Here is a 13,915-nt window from a genome sequence, read left to right on the forward strand (position 1 = left end):
ATGCGGGCGCGGGCGGTGCTTCCTGCGTAATGTGGCGGTGTGATTTGTCCGAAGTGTCAGAACGTCATGCGCACCGTGGACCGCATGGGAATCCACATCGAGCAGTGCGAGGGCTGCCGGGGGATTTTCCTGGACCGCGGTGAGCTGCAGCAGATATCCGGCGCCGAGCAGCGGCACTACTCCCCGGCCGCCCCGCCGCCGGCCTACCGGGCCGACTCGCCGGCGCCCTACCGCGGCGGTGGGCACAGTGGTGGCTACCGCGACTCGCCGCACGGGTACGGCGGGCACGGCGGTTACCGCGACTCGCCGCACGGCTACGGCGGGCACGGTAAGCGCAAGCGGCGCGGCTTCCTCGAGGAGCTGTTCGACTGAACCTGATGATCTGTGCCGGCTGCGGCGAGTGGGCCGACCAGCCGGAGGTTCGCGACGGTCCGGTGCTGGTGTGCGCGGCGTGTGGGCACCGGGAGCCGTTCCACCGGTTGCCGCTGTTCGTGGTGACCGGCCCGAGCGGCACCGGCAAGTCGACCGTGGCCCGGCTGCTGCTCGACCGGCTGGCCGGCCGGGCGGTGGTGCTCGAGCAGGACGTGCTCTGGGTGGACGCGTTGCGCGACCCGTCCGACGGTTTCGGCGCGTTCCGCCGCACCTGGCTGCGCATGATCGCGATGCTCGGCCAGAACGGGCGGCCGGTGGTGCTGTGCGGCACCGTGGTGCCGCCCGAACTGGAGCACCGGCCGGAGCGGGTACTGGTCGGCGAGACCCACTATCTGGCGCTGGTCTGCGCGGACGAGCCGCTGCGCGAGCGGCTGCGCAGGCGCCCGCCCTGGCGGGAGTGGGACGAGCCGCGGATCGCCGAGATGATCGAGTTCAACCACTGGGTGCGCGAGCACGCCGCCACCACCAAGCCGCCGATGGAGCTGCTGGACACCACCACCCGCACGGTCGAGCAGACCGCGGACCTGGTGGCCGAGTGGATCGGCGAGCGGCTGGCTACTCGATCGGGCTGACCGGCCAGCGGTGCGGGCCGTCCGGCCGGTCCAGCCAGAGCTCCTGGCCGGCCGGGGCGACCGTGATGCCGAACCGGCACCGGCGCGGCCGGCCGAGCCCGCGCCACTGGTCGTAGGCCCGCTCGACCTCGTCCCAGATCCGGCGCGGGCCGCCCTGGGTGACCGTGTGGCGGCCGGATGCGCTGTGCTGCCGGGCCCACGACCCGTCCCGGTGGATCAGCAGCAGGACGTCCTCGGTGCTCACCGGCACGACGCCGGGCAGCGCGAGGCCGGCGAAGAACTCGAACGGGCTGGCCGGGCTGGCCACGGTGGCCGCGGTCAGCTCGGTGTCGCGAGCCGGCCCCGGCGCCGCACGCAGCGTGCTGACCAGCCGCTCGTCCACCAGCCTGCGGTGCGCGCGCAGCGGCATGAACCGGCCGTCGTCGGCGAGCACCCGGCCCTGTCCGGCCGGCCCGTCACCCACCTCGATGCGGACCAGGCCGGCGCCGAGCGGACGGTTGAGCGTGGTGACCACGACGCCGCCGGGCCGGGTCTGGGCCAGCCAGTGCAGCGGCACCGCGGACACGGCGCAGGTGCACACGACCCGCGCGTACGGCGCGTTCGGCAGGTATCCCTTGGCGCCGTCGGTGGCCACGCAGGTGGGTCGGTAGCCGATGGCGGCCAGCCGTTCGGTGGCGACGGCGACCAGGCCGGCGTCGATGTCCACGGTGGACACCTGGCCGGCGCCCAGCCGGTGGCAGAGCAGCGCCGCGTTGTAGCCGGTGCCGGTGCCGATCTCGAGCACCCGGTCGCCGTCGGCGGTGTCCAGCGCCTCCAGCATCACGGCCATGATCGCCGGCATGCTCGACGAGCTGGTCGGGACGCCGCGGACCTGGCCGCGTTCGCGGGCCGCCGTCCAGCGCTCCGGATCGCCGTCGAGCTGGGTGACCAGCACCCGGTTGGCGTAGACCTGCGCGAGCCAGTCGTCGTCGGTACAGTCGGTCGCGGTCCAGGCGCTCGGGGTCGCCGGCTGGAAGAACCGGGGCAGGAACTCGTGCCGCGGCACGTCGGCGAAGGCGGCCCGCCAGCGGGGATCGGCCAGCAGGCCGTCGCGTTCCAGGGCGCGCACCAGCCGGCCGCGGTAGCGGCGCGCGGTGCTCTCGACCTCGCCCTTGGTCGCCATCCCTCCCACCGTAGCGGCCCTGTGACCGAGCACACCGGCAAAGTGCGTACTAGGTGCTTGCAGGAGCTAGCACTGCCGCGTAACGTCAATGGTGTCCGAGGGAGGCGACGATGAACGAGGCGGTCGACAAGGTCTCGGAGAAGGTCGCCGACCTCGGACGGGACATCGGCGAGTACATCCGCCAGCAGCGCAACAACGCCAAGATCTCGTTGCGCCAGTTGGCCAAGCGAACCGGTGTGTCCAACCCGTACCTGAGCCAGATCGAGCGTGGGCTGCGCAAGCCGAGCGCGGAGATCCTGCAGCAGATCGCCAAGGGCCTGCGGATCTCGGCCGAGGCGCTGTACGTGCAGGCCGGCATCCTCGATCTGCCGAAGGGCGGTCCGGTGGTCGACGCCATCCGGGCGGACAGCGAGCTCACCGAGCGGCAGAAGCAGGTGTTGCTGGACGTCTACGAGTCGTTCCGCCGGGAGAACGACGCGGTACGGTCCACAGTGGAGGGGTCTGATGTGGACGGTGAGACCAGGACATCGAGCGGGCCCCACACCAAGGAGTGAGTGACGATCATGACCATGCCGAAGGCGAAGGACGTGCAAAAGGCGCGCAAGCAGGCGGTCGAGGCGCTCGGCGCCGCCGCCGAGCAGGTCCGCACCCCGCTGCTGGCCGCCATCGGCGCCGGTGACCTGGCCACCCAGGCCATCGTCGACGCGGTCAACAAGGCCCGGACCCGGGTCAACGCCGGCACCGAGAAGGCGAAGACCGCCGCCGAGAACCTGCCGAGCGACCTGACCGCGCTGCGCGAGAAGGTGGACCCGGCCGAGCTGCGCAAGCTGGTCGACGACTACACCGACGCCGCGCAGAAGCTGTACGTGAAGCTGGCCGGCGCCGGCGAGGACGCGGTGGCCAAGCTGCGCGCCAAGCCGCAGGTGCAGAAGGCCCTCGACCAGCTCGAGGTGGCCATCGCCACGCTCCAGGAGCGGGTCGGCGACGCCGCGGGCGACGCCCGTGAGCTGGCCGACGAGCTGCTCACCCGGGTGAGCAGGCGGACCCGGTCGGTCGGCGAGAAGACCGCCCGCAACGTGCAGAAGGCCGCCGCCGAGGTGGCCGCCGACGTGCAGGAGGCCGGCGACGAGGTGGCGCACGAGGTGCGCAGCACCACCCGCAAGGCGGCCAACAAGACCGCCCCGCGGCGCCCGGCCAAGAGCACCCAGAGCAAGACCACCGGCGGCAAGTAACCCCGTCGCAGCCAGGAATGCCCCGTACCCTGCGCCCCGGCGCCGCGTATGGGGCATTCCTGGCTCGTCACGTAGTCTTGGCCCTGTGCCAGAGACCGCGATTCTGATCCTGGTGATCATCAAATGGGCGGCCGTACCGGTCGGCGTGTTCGCCTTCGTGCACGCCCTGATGCAGCGCCCGGACGCGTTCACGGCCGCCGACCGGATGACCAAGCCCGCCTGGTTGGCGATCACCGCAGGCGCCGCCGTCGCGCTGCTGCTGTTCAGCTTCGCCGGGATCACCTGGATGTTCTGGATGGCCGGCCTGGTGGCCGCGCTGGTCTACATCGTCGACGTGCGACCCAAGCTCAACGAGGCGCAGCGCGGGAACAGGTGGGGATGACCGCCTGGACCATCGCCGGGTCCCTGCACGTCGAACGCGCCGTCGACCGGCCCGACCTGCTCGGTGCGCCGGTGGCCGAGGCGCTCGCCGCGCTGCCCGGCGCGGACCGGGTCGGGGTGGCCGCCATCGACCCGGACCTGGCCGACACCGCCGCCTTCTGCGCCACCTACGGCACGCCGCTGTCCGCCTCGGCCAACTGCGTCGTGGTGTCCGGCCGGCGCTCCGGCGTGGAGCGGTTCGCCGCCTGCCTGGTGCTGGCCACCACCCGGGCCGACGTCAACGGGGTGGTGCGCCGCCGGCTGGATGTCCGCAAGGCCTCGTTCGCCCCGATGGACACCGCGGTCGAGCTGACCGGGATGGCCTATGGCGGGATCACCCCGATCGGGCTGCCGGACGGATGGCCGCTGCTGGTCGACGCGGCCGTGGCCGAATTACCCGAGCTGGTCGTCGGCAGTGGGATCCGGGGCAGCAAGCTGCTGGTGTCCGGCCGGTTGCTGGCCGCCCTGTCCGGTGTGGAGGTCACCGCGGCGCTCGGCCGTTAGGGTCGGGACCATGGAGTTCCAGGACGTGGTGCGGCGGCGCCGCATGATCCGAACCTATGACGTGGACCGGCCGGTGCCGCCGGAGATCGTGGACCGGATGGTGGACAACGCGGTCCGGGCGCCGTCCGCCGGGTTCTCCCAGGGCTGGGGCTTCCTGGTGCTGGACACCCCGGCGGACATCGACTGGTTCCGGGAGGCCTGCCGCCCGGCGGACGGGTCGGCGGACTACCTGGCGGTCACGGTCCAGGCGCCGCTGCTGATCGTGGTGCACTCCAACAAGGACGTCTACCTGGACCGGTACGCCCAGCCGGACAAGGGGTTCACCGACCGGTCCGAAACGCGGTGGCCGGCGCCCTACTGGGACATCGACGCCGGGATGGCCGCGCTGCTGATCCTGCAGACCGCCACCGACGCCGGCCTCGGCGCCTGCTTCTTCGGCCTGCCAAGGGAACGCATCCCGAACTACCGCGCCGCGTTCGGCGTGCCGGACGAGTTCCACCCGATCGGCGCCATCTCCGCCGGCTACTCCACCGAGCCGGTCCACGACCTCCGCGCCAAACGCAAACGACCCGACGAGGTGATCCACCGCGGCCGCTGGTGACCAGCACCGGACCCCGGGATCATTCCGGGTCGGGGTCGGGGTTCTTGCCGGGGCGGGCCAGGAACTCGAAGTCGCAGCCGGTGTCGGCCTGGGTGATGTGCTCGTAGTAGAGGGCGCCGTAGCCGCGCTCGAAGGTCGGCTCCGGCGGGATCCACGCGGCCCGGCGGCGGGCAAGTTCGTCGTCCGGGACGTCCAGACTCAGGGTTCGGGCGGGCACGTCCAGGGTGATCGGGTCGCCGTCGCGGACCAGCGCGAGCGGACCGCCGACGTGCGCCTCCGGTGCGACGTGCAGCACGCAGGCGCCGTAGCTGGTGCCGCTCATCCGTGCGTCGGAGATCCGGACCATGTCCCGCACGCCCGCCCGGAGCAGCCGGGTGGGGATCGGCAGCATGCCGTACTCGGGCATGCCCGGCCCGCCCTTGGGCCCGGCCCCGGCCAGCACCAGCACCGAGTCCGGGGTGACCGGCAGATCCTCGTCGTCGATCCGGTCCCGCAGGTCGCGGTAGCCGTGGAAGACCACGGCCGGACCGGTGTGCCGCAACAACTCCGGCGTCGCGGCGATGTACTTGATCACCGCGCCGTCCGGGGCCAGGTTGCCACGCAGCACCGCCACCCCGCCCTCGGCGGCCAGCGGCCGGTCCACCGGGCGGATCACCTCGTCGTCGTGCACGGCCGCGCCGGCCAGCCCTTCGCCGAGGGTCCGCCCGCTGACCGTGATCCGGTCCAGGTGCAGCCGCGCCCCGAGCCGGGCCAGCAGGGCGCGCAGGCCGCCGGCGTAGTGGAAGTCCTCCATCAGGAACCGGCCGCCGGGCCGGATGTCGGCCAGCACCGGGGTGTCCCTTGCGATCCGGTCGAAGTCGGCCAGGCCGAGCGGCACCTGGCTGCGGCCGGCCATCGCGATCAGGTGGATCACCGCGTTGGTGGACCCGCCGAGGGCCAGCACGGTGGTGACCGCGTCGGCGTAGGCCCGCTCGTCCAGGATCCGCGACGGCCGCAGGTCCGCCCAGACCAGCTCCACCGCGCGCCGCCCGCTGGCCGCGGCCATCCGATGGTGCGCGGAGTCCACCGCCGGGATCGACGCCGCGCCGGGCAGCGTCATGCCGAGCACCTCGGCCGCGGAGGTCATCGTGGACGCGGTGCCCATCGTCATGCAGTGCCCGGGTGAGCGGGCCAGCGCCGCCTCCAGCTCCGACCACTCCGCCTCGCCGAGCCGACCGGCCCGGCGCTCGTCGGCGTAGCGCCACATGTCGGTGCCGCTGCCGAGCACCTCGCCGCGCCAGTGCCCGGCCAGCATCGGGCCGGCCGGCACGAAGATCGCCGGCAGGTCCGCGGACGCCGCGCCCATCAGCAGCGCCGGGGTGGTCTTGTCGCAGCCGCCGAGCAGCACCGCGCCGTCGACCGGATAGGACCGCAGGATCTCCTCGGTCTCCATGGCCAGCAGGTTGCGGTACAGCATCGGGGTCGGCTTCTGGAACGTCTCGGACAGCGTGGCCACCGGGAACTCCACCGGATAGCCGCCGGCCTGCCACACCCCCCTTGCCACCTGCTCGGCCCGCTCGCGCAGGTGCATGTGGCACGGGTTGATGCCGCTCCAGGTGTTCAGGATGCCGATCACCGGCTTGCCGAGGTGCTCCTCCGGGTTCAGCCCGAGCTGCCGGCTGCGCGACCGGTGGCTGAACGACCGCAGTCCCTCGCCGCCGTACCACCGGTGGCTGCGCAACTCCTCCGGCGACCGCCGGGCAGTGCCCGATGGTTCGCTCGCGCGCTCGCTCACTGGTGCTCGACCCGCAGCCCCCAGGTCGCCAGGATCGCCCCGACCCGGGCCCGGCCGGCCGCGTCCAACTCCCGGCTCGGCGGGCGGACCGCGCGCCCGCACAGGCCCAGCTGGGCCAGCGCCTCCTTGACCACCGAGACGTTGTCGGCCGACTCGCCGGCCGCGCGCATCTCCTCGAACGGCCGGATCAGCTCCCAGGCCCGCATGGCCTCCGGATAGTCGCCGGCGGTCAGCGCGGCCTGCATCCGGACCGCCAGCTCCGGCGCGACGTTGGCCAGGCCGGAGGTGAACCCGTGGGCGCCGACCGCCCGGTAGCCGGGCGCGGACAGCTCGGCCATGCCGGCCACCCAGGTGAACCGGTCGAGCCCGGCGTCCCTGGCCACGGTGGCGAACCGGACCGGGTCGGGCATCGCGAACTTGACCCCGACCACGTTCGGGCACGCCGCGCCGAGCGCCGCGAGCTGCGCGCCGCCGATCCGCGGGTTGCGCATGTAGAGCACCACGCCGAGGTCCGGCACCGCATCGGCGATCGCCCGGTGATAGTCCACCCAGCCGTCCAGCGCCAGGTACGGGTGCACCGGCTGGTGGATCATGATCCCGGTCGCGCCGGCCCGGTGCGCGTACCGGGCCGCGTCGATCGCGGTGGCCAGGTCGTGGCCGACCCCGCACAGCACGGCCGCGCGCCCGGCGACGGCCTGCACCGTGAGGTCCACCATCCGCTCGGTCTCGGCCGGGCTCAGCGCGTAGAACTCGCTGGTGTTGCCGTTCGGCGTGATCACCGGGATGCCGCCGGTCAGCAGCCGGTCGACCAGCTTGGCGTGCGCGGTCTCGTCCGGTTCGCCGTCCGGGCCGAACGGGGTGACGGTGATCGCCACGACCCCGGCGAGCGCCGCGCGCAGTTCCTCATGGGACATCGGGTAACTCCTCGATCACTCGGTCGGCGAACCGCTGGATGTGCCGGCGCAGCAGGGCGGCGGCCCGGTCGCCGGCGCCGTCCTCGGCCGCCGCCAGCACCGCGCCGTGCTCGGCCAGCTCGGCCGTCCAGGTGGGCCGGATGCCCCAGCCGGCGACGGTGATCAGCGCGGTCTGGTCGCGCAGGTCGTCCAGGATTCTGATCATCAGCGGGTTGCCGCAGCCGGCGTACATGGCCCGGTGGAAGCGCCGGTTGACCAGGCTCATCCGCGCCGGGTCGGCGTTCGGCACGGCCTCGGTGAGGATCTCGCGGGCCGGGCCGAAGTCCGCGCCCGCGCGCACCGCGCCGCGGACGGCCTCCGGCTCCAGCACGGTGCGCACCTCGTAGACGGCCCGGACCAGCGCCCCGTCCACCACCCGCACGCTGGCGCCCTTGTACGGGCTCAGCACCACCAGACCGGTGCCGGCCAGGGTCTTCAGCGCCTCGCGCACCGGGGTCTTGGACACCGCCATGCGCTCGGCCAGCTCGGCCTCGACCAGGGCCTGGCCGGGCCGCAGCGCGCCGCCGAGGATCTCGTCCCTGATCGCCTCCAGGACGAAGTCGGTGCGCGAGCCGGGCGGCGCGGCACGATGGTATATCATATATGAATACTCTAGGAGGCCCGGTCCCGCTGGTCAACGGCGTAGGCCTCGAGCAACTCCACCGCTTCGGCCGGTTCGTCGGTGACCAGTAGCCAGCGCTGCGCGGGCCGGCCCCCGGCCAGCTGCGCCACCAGCGGCGCGGCCGGCACCTGCGTGGTCCAGAAGTCCTTGCCAAGGAACACCATCGGCGCCGGCGGCCCGTAGTGGTTCTGGGTGTAGTCCTGGAACACCTCCTGCACCGTGCCCGCGCTGCCCGGGGTGTACACCACGCCGCCGGTGGCCACGGTGAGCAGCCCGTCCTCACGCACCGAGTTGGCGAAGTACTTGGCGTGCAAGGAACAGAACATGTTCGGCGGCTCGTGGCCGTAGTACCACGTGGGAATCCCGATGGTGGGCGCAGGCGGCGCCGGCACCTCGACCCGCAGCGCGGCGGCCAGCCAGCCGCCGATCTCGGCCGGGTTGTGCCCGAACCGCGGCGCCGCACCGAGTTCGGTCAACACATCGTCCACAGTGGATCGCCGGGCGCCGGCGAGCCGAACCCCGAGCGGGACCGCCTCCATCGCCCCCGGCCCGCCACCGGTCAGCACGGTGAACCCGACCCGGCTGCGCCCGAGCCACCGCCCCAGTTCCAGCGCCGCCCGGTAACCGGCCGAATCCCGGGTCAGCGCATGCCCGCCCATCACCGCCACCGGCTGGCAGCCGTCGCGGCCGAGCACATGGCTGAGCGCCTCGGTGATCGCGTGGTCGTGCAGCCGCTCGGCCAGCGCGTGCAGCGGCCCCGGATGCCGGCCGCGTTCCCTGCTGTGCCGGTAGATCCGCGCGTCCAAAGTGTCCACATAGGATTCCGGTCGAGCCGGGTCGAACCCCTCGAACAGTTCCTCGGGCGTGTACAACGAAGTCCGGTACACCCGGTACGGAAGGTCCGGTATATCCGGGAACAGCAACGCGCCGGCCGCCTCGGCGCGCCGGGTGGTGGCCGGACCGAGCGCGCAGCCGAGCAGCACCGCCCCGTCCAAAGCCGTTCGCAGCAGCCGGTCCTCCTCGGCCCCGGTCAGATCCAGCCCGGTGAGCAGCGCGCCCCTCAGGTCATGCCCGGCCGCCCGGTGCTCCCGCAACTCGTCCAATCCGGTGAACTCGATCCGCACCCGGCCAGTCTACGAGAGCCCCGGAATTGGTGACCCGCGGAAGCCGACCGGAATTTGTCATCAATGTGATCACAAATGGCGGTAGGCTTTCCCGGTGCCGGAGGCGCCGGAGCTCTACGACGCGATCGCAACGGCGCTCGCCGACCTGACCCGGTGGATATTTGGATCCGGGGTCGTTGCGGTCGTCATTACCACCGTGCTCGGTATCGCCCTGGTGATCAAGAGTTGGATCGACCTCGGCAAGGACGCCGGAACGGCCGCCAGGGCGGTTGGCCGCGTGGTCGAACGCATTGCGAACCGGCTCGGCGAGCTGACCGCGGTCCGCGTCGCGCTGAGCGTCGTCCTGACCGTGGTTCTCCTGTCAGTTCAGGTGTTCTGGCTATCGGCCACCTGGGTGGGTGGTGCGGTTCTGTCCCTCGTCTGGACTGAGCTCGCTCCCGGCGTGCCGTGGCGAACTCTGGCCGGCTACTACACGCTCGGCTGTGCCGCGCTGCTGGTTGTCGGTTGGGTGTTCGGCGCCAAGGACGACCAGCCGATGCGGTTCCTCAGAATAACGGGAATTGTCGCCGCCCTTCCGGCTTTGCTGCTCTGCCTCCCGGTGTTCCTGCTGATTGCCGTCGGCGATTTCTACGCCTGGTTCGTGGCGGCATTCTTTCTTGGCGTGTTCACCTATCTGACGGCAACCTTCGCGGCGATGTTCTCGACGCTGGCAATTCGCTGGGCGTGGAGATCCACAACCGCACCCAGCCCGAAGCCCGCCTGAGCCGGCGACCCGCCGTGCGGCGGATCAGAAGACCACGGTCTTGTTCCCGTGCACCAGCACCCGTCCCTCCAGATGCCAGCGCAGTCCGCGGGCCAGCACCACCTTCTCGATGTCCCGGCCCTTGCGCACCATGTCGGCGATCGCGTCGCCGTGGCCCACCCGGATCACGTCCTGTTCGATGATCGGCCCGGCGTCCAGCTCAGCGGTGACGTAGTGGCAGGTGGCGCCGATCAGCTTCACCCCGCGCCGGTGCGCCTGGTGGTAGGGACGGGCACCGATGAAGGACGGCAGGAAGCTGTGGTGGATGTTCAGCGCCCGGCCGGCCCAGTCCGCGCACAGCTCGGCCGGAAGGATCTGCATGAACCGGGCCAGCACGATCGCGTCCGGCCGGGTGGCGTCCACCAGTTGGCGCAGCTGGGCGAATGCCGCGTCCTTCTCCTCGGAGTCGCCGGCCGGGAACGGGACGTGGTGGAACGGGATGCCGTGCGCGCGGGTGACCGCGGCCAGGTCGGGGTGGTTGCCGACCACCGCCGCGATCTCGACGTCCAGCTCACCGGAGGCCACCCGGCCGAGCAGGTCGTAGAGACAGTGGCCCTCGCGGGAGACCAGGATGGCGACCCGGCGCCGGTCGGCGGTGTCGGCGATGTGCCAGTCGCTCTGCACGGCCAGCGATCCGGCCACCGCGCCGAACCGGGCGCGCAGCTCGTCCAGCCCGTACGGGATCGAGTCGGCGAGCACCTCCTGGCGGGTGAAGAACCAGCCGGTGTCCGGATCGGTGTGGTAGGCCGCCTCCACGATCCAGCCGCCGGCCTCGGCCAGGAAGGTGGCGATCCGGGCCACGATGCCGGTCCGGTCCGGACATCCGAACGTGATCACGTACCGGCGGCCAGGCGAGCTCACTGGTGCACCTCGCTCATGGTGTCCGCAGCGCTGCGATCAGGCCGAGGTCGCCGCCAAGCACGGCGTTGCTCGGGCGGTGCCAGGTGGCTCGGTAGACGGCGTCCGCGGTGCCGACCACCGAGGCGTCGGCGTCGATGGCCGGGTTCTCGGCCGGGCCGACCGCCACTCCGTCGGCGCCGCGCAGGTGCACCAGCCAGGACGCGCCGGCATCGGCCGCATGGAACAGGACGGTGCCGGTGGCGGTGGCCGGTTCCCGGGCCAGCCGGCGCGGGATCATCCGGTGCAACGCCTCGTCGATGCCGTCGGCGGCCAGCTCGGGGTCGAACATCAGCGTGTCCACCGGATCGTCGCCGGCAGCCGCGTGCTCGGCGTCGAGCCGGTGGATGGCGGTCTCATGGGCCTGGCGGCGGGCCCAGAACCCGGCGTTCGACACGGCCGGGACGAACGCCCAGGCGGGTGCGTCCGGGCCGCGATCGCGCAGCCGGCTGGTCAGCGCCGCCCGGTGCTCGTCCCAATAGGCCAGCAGCTCGTCCCAGTCGGCCGGGGCCTCCACGGCGACCGGGGCCTCGTCGGCCGGGTCGGTGAGCACGGCCGTGCCGGCCCACCGGTGCACCCTGGCCATGTGCCGGACCAGCTGCGCCACCGTCCACTCCGGACAGGTGGGGACGGTGGCGGCTGGTCCGGCCGCGACGGCGGCCGCCCGCATGGCGTCGCCCTGCTCGACCAGGTGATCCACGTAACGTGCGAAGTCCACGGACCAACAGCCTAGGACAGCCGGTCCCGGGCGTAGGCCGCGATGGCGTCCCGCATGAACTCGGCGAGCCGCGGATCGGTCTTGTCGAAGTTCGCCCGGAACCGCGGTTCATCGGCGTAGGTCTGGCCCAGCCCGGTGTAGGACTCCCGGTTCGGCGTCCAGAACTGCGTGATCCACCGGTAGTGCCCGTCGATCACGGCCAGCACGTCGGCGTCGTCCGGGGCCTTGCCGGCGTCGATCAGCCGCACCAGCGCCTCGAGCTGGGCGACCCACTCGCCGCCCTGCTGGCGCCACCAGTCGGCCGGCTTGCCCGCGACGCGTGCGGCGGAGGCGTCCACGGCCTCGGCGCCCCAGCGCTGCCTGGCCTCCTCCTGCAACTCGGCCTGCTTGGCCGGGTCGAAGCCCTCGAACCAGTGCGCTGCCGATTGCGTCGTCATCTCCTCACCTCCTTCCAACTCCTCGATGGTTCTGGCCACGGTCGCGGCCAGCCGGCCGAACCGGTCCCGCTCGGATTCCAGCCAGGAGTGGTGCATCCGCAGCGCCTCCACCTGGTCGCGACCGTCGTTGACGATGTCGGCGATCGCGTCCAGGCGCAGGCCGAGCTCCCGCATGATCAGGATGCGCTGCAGGGTCAGCAGCTGGTCCCGTTCGTAGTAGCGGTAGCCGTTGCGGCCCACCCAGGCCGGGGTGAGCAGGCCGATCTGGTCGTAGTGCCGCAGGGTCCGGGAGGTCACCTTGGACATCCGGGCTACTTCGGCGATCGACCAGGCCATGCACCCACGGTAAAACTTGACGTTACGTCAACGTCAAATCGAATGGTGCGCCGCCAGCACCCGCTCGGCCAGCAGGTCCGGCGCCTCGCGCAGGGCGTTGTGCCCCTGGTCCGGCAGGATCTCCAGCTCGCACCGGGGCAGCGTGCCGGCCAGCGTCTCCACCCCGGTGCGCATCCGCTCGCCGCTGCGGCCGCCGAGCAGCAGCAGGGTCGGCACGTCCAGCCCGGCCAGCCCGGCCAGGCCGGACTCCTCGTTCAGCCGGGTGTCGTACGGCAGGGTGTGCGCCATCGTGATCGCGTTCGGCCAGAACGCGCTGCGCCGCACGGCGCCGAGCAGCCGTTCCTCGACGCCCACCGCGGCCACCATGAACAGCGTCAGGGCCGCCTCCCGGTCCCCGGCGGCCAGCAGCTCGATCAGCCGCTCGGTGGTCCCGGGCGGACCGCCCGGCCCGCCGGGCACCCGGATCGGCGGCTCGTAGAGCGTCATCGCCCGCACCGGGGCTCCGGACAGCGCCACCCGCAGGGCCAGCAGCCCGCCGGAGGAATGACCGAGCAGCTCCACCGGTTCGTCGATCAGGGCCAGCACGGCCTGCACGTCGGCCACCTCGCGGGCGGCCTCGTAGCCCCCGTGCGCGTCCCCGCTGGCGCCCCGGCCGCGCCGGTCCACCGCGTACACGGTCCGCGCAGGCGCGAGCAGGCCGGCCACCGCCGCCCAGGCCCGCGCCCCGTAGCCGGCCCCGCCGAGCAGCACCGCGGGCGGCCCGGTGCCGGAGATCTCGAACGCGATCCGGGTCCCGTCCGCGGAGGTCACGAAGTCCATGTCAGGACCCGTGCTCGGCGAGCCACTTCCCGGCGAACTCGGACTCCTTGGCCAGCAGTTTGGCCACCTCGTCGGCGATCACCCGCTCCAGCTTCCCGCCGACCAGCGGCAGCCCGACCCGAACCTCGGCGTTCAGCGCCAGCTCGGTGCCCCCGTCCGGCCGCCCGGTCAGCGTGCCCCGGCTGTTGATCCCACCCGGCACCCCGGACAGGGTCACCTGCGCGGTGCTCCCGTCCGGCCCCCACCGCTCGGCCCGCTCCACCATGAGGTCACCCTTGATGATCGCCCGGGCCATCGACGGCAGCCGCTCGGCGTCCACCCCCTGCCGCAACCGGAACCGCACCTCGTCCCCGTCGACCGCATGCTCGAGCAGCGCCGCCCCCTTGCCCCCCAGCTCCCGCTGCCGTTCCTCCAGAAACGCCCGGTCAGTCAGCGTGGCGGCCACCTCCGCCGGCGGTGCGGAGAACGTGGCACGGTGCTCGAAGCGGGTCGGCATGCAGCGGAGGTTAC

General features: G+C 72.5%; 18 protein-coding genes. 8 read left to right on the forward strand and 10 right to left on the reverse strand.

What is annotated here, in order from left to right; translation table 11 throughout:
- Positions 1 to 39 precede the first annotated feature (39 nt).
- Positions 40 to 372: a zf-TFIIB domain-containing protein gene (locus VFV67_RS03915; RefSeq protein ID WP_326467250.1), complete on the forward strand. Its 333-nt coding sequence runs from the start codon at positions 40 to 42 to the stop codon at positions 370 to 372.
- Positions 373 to 377: 5 nt separating this feature from the next.
- Positions 378 to 1,004, forward strand: a complete 627-nt coding sequence (locus VFV67_RS03920) for an AAA family ATPase (protein ID WP_326467252.1) — start codon at positions 378 to 380, stop codon at positions 1,002 to 1,004.
- On the opposite strand, the gene tgmC is transcribed toward VFV67_RS03920, so the two are convergent.
- Complete coding sequence (gene tgmC / locus VFV67_RS03925) at positions 988 to 2,166, reverse strand: ATP-grasp peptide maturase system methyltransferase (RefSeq protein ID WP_326467253.1); 1,179 nt, start codon at positions 2,164 to 2,166, stop codon at positions 988 to 990. The genes VFV67_RS03920 and tgmC overlap by 17 nt on opposite strands.
- A 110-nt stretch (positions 2,167 to 2,276) precedes the next feature.
- On the opposite strand from tgmC, the gene VFV67_RS03930 reads away from it, so the two are divergent.
- From VFV67_RS03930 to VFV67_RS03950, 5 genes are all read left to right on the forward strand, one after another.
- Entirely contained in the window at positions 2,277 to 2,720 is a 444-nt protein-coding gene (locus tag VFV67_RS03930) for a helix-turn-helix transcriptional regulator (RefSeq protein WP_326467254.1), read from the forward strand.
- Positions 2,721 to 2,729: 9 nt separating this feature from the next.
- Positions 2,730 to 3,398, forward strand: a complete 669-nt coding sequence (locus tag VFV67_RS03935) for a hypothetical protein (RefSeq protein WP_326467255.1) — start codon at positions 2,730 to 2,732, stop codon at positions 3,396 to 3,398.
- An 85-nt stretch (positions 3,399 to 3,483) separates the two neighbouring features.
- Positions 3,484 to 3,780 carry a DUF2516 family protein gene (locus VFV67_RS03940; protein WP_326467256.1) on the forward strand — a complete coding sequence of 99 codons (297 nt, stop codon included), beginning with the start codon at positions 3,484 to 3,486 and terminating at the stop codon, positions 3,778 to 3,780.
- A complete protein-coding gene (locus VFV67_RS03945) occupies positions 3,777 to 4,322 on the forward strand; it encodes a YbaK/EbsC family protein (RefSeq protein WP_326467257.1) in 546 nt (181 codons plus the stop codon). The genes VFV67_RS03940 and VFV67_RS03945 overlap by 4 nt, the downstream gene beginning before the upstream one ends.
- 10 nt (positions 4,323 to 4,332) lie before the next feature.
- Positions 4,333 to 4,923 carry a nitroreductase family protein gene (locus tag VFV67_RS03950; protein ID WP_326467258.1) on the forward strand — a complete coding sequence of 197 codons (591 nt, stop codon included), beginning with the start codon at positions 4,333 to 4,335 and terminating at the stop codon, positions 4,921 to 4,923.
- 19 nt (positions 4,924 to 4,942) lie between these two features.
- Here the strand turns inward: VFV67_RS03950 and araD are convergent, their stop codons facing one another.
- The 4 genes from araD to VFV67_RS03970 are packed head-to-tail and all read right to left on the reverse strand — an operon-like array spanning position 4,943 to position 9,396.
- Positions 4,943 to 6,697, reverse strand: a complete 1,755-nt coding sequence (gene araD, locus VFV67_RS03955; RefSeq protein ID WP_326467259.1) for an L-arabinonate dehydratase — start codon at positions 6,695 to 6,697, stop codon at positions 4,943 to 4,945.
- A complete protein-coding gene (locus tag VFV67_RS03960) occupies positions 6,694 to 7,611 on the reverse strand; it encodes a dihydrodipicolinate synthase family protein (RefSeq protein WP_326467260.1) in 918 nt (305 codons plus the stop codon). The genes araD and VFV67_RS03960 overlap by 4 nt, the downstream gene beginning before the upstream one ends.
- Positions 7,601 to 8,251: a GntR family transcriptional regulator gene (locus tag VFV67_RS03965; protein ID WP_326467261.1), complete on the reverse strand. Its 651-nt coding sequence runs from the start codon at positions 8,249 to 8,251 to the stop codon at positions 7,601 to 7,603. Before VFV67_RS03965 ends, VFV67_RS03960 begins: the two co-directional genes overlap by 11 nt.
- An 11-nt stretch (positions 8,252 to 8,262) precedes the next feature.
- Positions 8,263 to 9,396 carry a hypothetical protein gene (locus tag VFV67_RS03970; protein WP_326467262.1) on the reverse strand — a complete coding sequence of 378 codons (1,134 nt, stop codon included), beginning with the start codon at positions 9,394 to 9,396 and terminating at the stop codon, positions 8,263 to 8,265.
- 94 nt (positions 9,397 to 9,490) lie between these two features.
- Here VFV67_RS03970 and VFV67_RS03975 point away from each other — a divergent pair, with 94 nt between their 5' ends.
- Entirely contained in the window at positions 9,491 to 10,159 is a 669-nt protein-coding gene (locus VFV67_RS03975) for a hypothetical protein (RefSeq protein ID WP_326467263.1), read from the forward strand.
- Between the two features lie 24 nt (positions 10,160 to 10,183).
- Here the strand turns inward: VFV67_RS03975 and purU are convergent, their stop codons facing one another.
- The 5 genes from purU to VFV67_RS04000 are packed head-to-tail and all read right to left on the reverse strand — an operon-like array spanning position 10,184 to position 13,901.
- Positions 10,184 to 11,059 carry a formyltetrahydrofolate deformylase gene (gene purU, locus VFV67_RS03980; RefSeq protein ID WP_326467264.1) on the reverse strand — a complete coding sequence of 292 codons (876 nt, stop codon included), beginning with the start codon at positions 11,057 to 11,059 and terminating at the stop codon, positions 10,184 to 10,186.
- Positions 11,060 to 11,072: 13 nt separating this feature from the next.
- A complete protein-coding gene (locus VFV67_RS03985; RefSeq protein WP_326467265.1) occupies positions 11,073 to 11,813 on the reverse strand; it encodes a maleylpyruvate isomerase family mycothiol-dependent enzyme in 741 nt (246 codons plus the stop codon).
- A gap of 11 nt (positions 11,814 to 11,824) precedes the next feature.
- Positions 11,825 to 12,586, reverse strand: coding sequence for a MerR family transcriptional regulator (locus VFV67_RS03990; RefSeq protein WP_326467266.1), 762 nt, complete (start codon positions 12,584 to 12,586; stop codon positions 11,825 to 11,827).
- A gap of 33 nt (positions 12,587 to 12,619) precedes the next feature.
- Positions 12,620 to 13,405: an alpha/beta hydrolase gene (locus VFV67_RS03995; protein ID WP_326467267.1), complete on the reverse strand. Its 786-nt coding sequence runs from the start codon at positions 13,403 to 13,405 to the stop codon at positions 12,620 to 12,622.
- 1 nt (position 13,406) lies between these two features.
- On the reverse strand, positions 13,407 to 13,901 hold the full coding sequence (locus VFV67_RS04000) for a DUF2505 domain-containing protein (protein WP_326467268.1): 495 nt from the start codon (positions 13,899 to 13,901) through the stop codon (positions 13,407 to 13,409).
- Positions 13,902 to 13,915: the final 14 nt, after the last annotated feature.

Origin of the sequence: Actinophytocola sp. (assembly GCF_035762905.1) — a bacterium.
GTDB lineage: Bacteria > Actinomycetota > Actinomycetes > Mycobacteriales > Pseudonocardiaceae > DASYTH01.

Coding starts and splice junctions, on each gene's coding strand:
- VFV67_RS03920 (WP_326467252.1), top strand. CDS start 378: ATGATCTGTGCCGGCTGCGGCGAGTGGGCCGACCAGCCGGAGGTTCGC.
- tgmC (WP_326467253.1), bottom strand. CDS start 2,166: ATGGCGACCAAGGGCGAGGTCGAGAGCACCGCGCGCCGCTACCGCGGC.
- VFV67_RS03930 (WP_326467254.1), top strand. CDS start 2,277: ATGAACGAGGCGGTCGACAAGGTCTCGGAGAAGGTCGCCGACCTCGGA.
- VFV67_RS03935 (WP_326467255.1), top strand. CDS start 2,730: ATGACCATGCCGAAGGCGAAGGACGTGCAAAAGGCGCGCAAGCAGGCG.
- VFV67_RS03945 (WP_326467257.1), top strand. CDS start 3,777: ATGACCGCCTGGACCATCGCCGGGTCCCTGCACGTCGAACGCGCCGTC.
- VFV67_RS03950 (WP_326467258.1), top strand. CDS start 4,333: ATGGAGTTCCAGGACGTGGTGCGGCGGCGCCGCATGATCCGAACCTAT.
- VFV67_RS03960 (WP_326467260.1), bottom strand. CDS start 7,611: ATGTCCCATGAGGAACTGCGCGCGGCGCTCGCCGGGGTCGTGGCGATC.
- VFV67_RS03965 (WP_326467261.1), bottom strand. CDS start 8,251: ATGATATACCATCGTGCCGCGCCGCCCGGCTCGCGCACCGACTTCGTC.
- VFV67_RS03990 (WP_326467266.1), bottom strand. CDS start 12,586: ATGGCCTGGTCGATCGCCGAAGTAGCCCGGATGTCCAAGGTGACCTCC.
- VFV67_RS03995 (WP_326467267.1), bottom strand. CDS start 13,405: ATGGACTTCGTGACCTCCGCGGACGGGACCCGGATCGCGTTCGAGATC.
- VFV67_RS04000 (WP_326467268.1), bottom strand. CDS start 13,901: ATGCCGACCCGCTTCGAGCACCGTGCCACGTTCTCCGCACCGCCGGCG.